Here is a 1,380-nt window from a genome sequence, read left to right on the forward strand (position 1 = left end):
TTAAATATTTTTTGGATATGAATCCAGAAGACGATGTTATCAATTCTAGTTCGTTGACAAAATTTAGAAAACTACGTTTGAAAGACACCGATTTATTAAATCTATTGATAAACAAAACAGTAACCATTGCTGTCGAAAAAGGAATAATTCGTTCGAAGTCTATCATCGTCGATGCCACACATACTTTATCAAGATCCAATCCATTTTTAGCCATAGAAGTATTGAGAGAACGCTCAAAGTTACTTCGAAAAACAGTATACACCTTTGACGACCAATTCAAAGAACGTATGCCTGAAAAAAATACCGACAATGATTTAGAAAAGGAACTGGCTTATTGCAAAGAGTTGGAAACACGTATAGAAAATGAGCCATCTATAAGTTCAATACCTGCAGTGAAAGAAAAATTAAATCTGCTAAAAGAAACCGTAGAAGATACTCAAGAAAATTTAACCCTATCCAAAGATACCGATGCAAAAATAGGTCATAAATCTGCCGAGAGTTCCTTTTTTGGCTACAAGACCCATTTGGCAATGACCGAAGAGCGCATCATTACTGCAGCTGTAGTTACATCGGGAGAAAAAGGCGATGGACCAGAATTGCCTAAACTTTTAGAAATTAGTCAAGAAAACGGAGTTGATGTCGATACCATTATTGGCGATGCGGCTTATTCTGGAAAAGAAAACCTTAAGATCACAAGTGAACAAAATATTAAAGTAGTAGCAAGACTAAATCCATCGATAACACAAGGATTTAGAAAAAACGAAGATAAATTCGATTACAATAAAGATGCCGATAGGTTTGTTTGCCCAGCAGGACATTTAGCAATACGAAAAGCGCGCCAAGGCACTAAAGATGTCGGAAAAAATCAAGTAGATACTTATTATTTTGATGTCGAAAAATGCAAGTCTTGCCCTTTAAAAGAAGGCTGTTATAAAGATGGAGCCAAGACAAAAACGTATTCGGTATCCATAAAATCAGAATTGCATCAAGACCAAATGGCTTTTCAAGAAACAGAATATTACAAAGAGAAAGCAAAACATCGATACAAGATAGAAGCCAAAAATAGCGAGTTAAAAAATGTACACGGTTATGATAGAGCAATATCATACGGTATTACCAATATGCAAATGCAAGGAGCATTAGCAATTTTTACAGTCAACTTAAAAAGAATACTCAAATTAATGTAGAAAATGGAATCTACACATACATTTTTCCAAATGAACCCTGTAAAAGTCAAAAACCGACTCTTACAACCTACAATAAAAAACAGTTGCAAAAATAAAAACGCTTATAACGGATGCTTAAAATCCTGTTACAAGCGTTTTTTTATTGTCTAAAAAAGAACGCTAATCAAAATAAACGAGGTTTTTCAGTACCCTC

The 1,380-nt window shown here is 34.2% G+C and carries 1 protein-coding gene; it reads left to right on the top strand.

The genetic code is table 11. From position 1 onward, the window contains the following. Positions 1-1,187: IS1182 family transposase (locus tag FNW38_RS17340; RefSeq protein ID WP_143389017.1), on the top strand; the 1,187-nt coding region annotated here is incomplete at its 5' end. Positions 1,188-1,380 lie beyond the last annotated feature (193 nt).

Origin of the sequence: Flavobacterium gawalongense (assembly GCF_007097265.1) — a bacterium.
GTDB classification, from domain to species: domain Bacteria; phylum Bacteroidota; class Bacteroidia; order Flavobacteriales; family Flavobacteriaceae; genus Flavobacterium; species Flavobacterium gawalongense.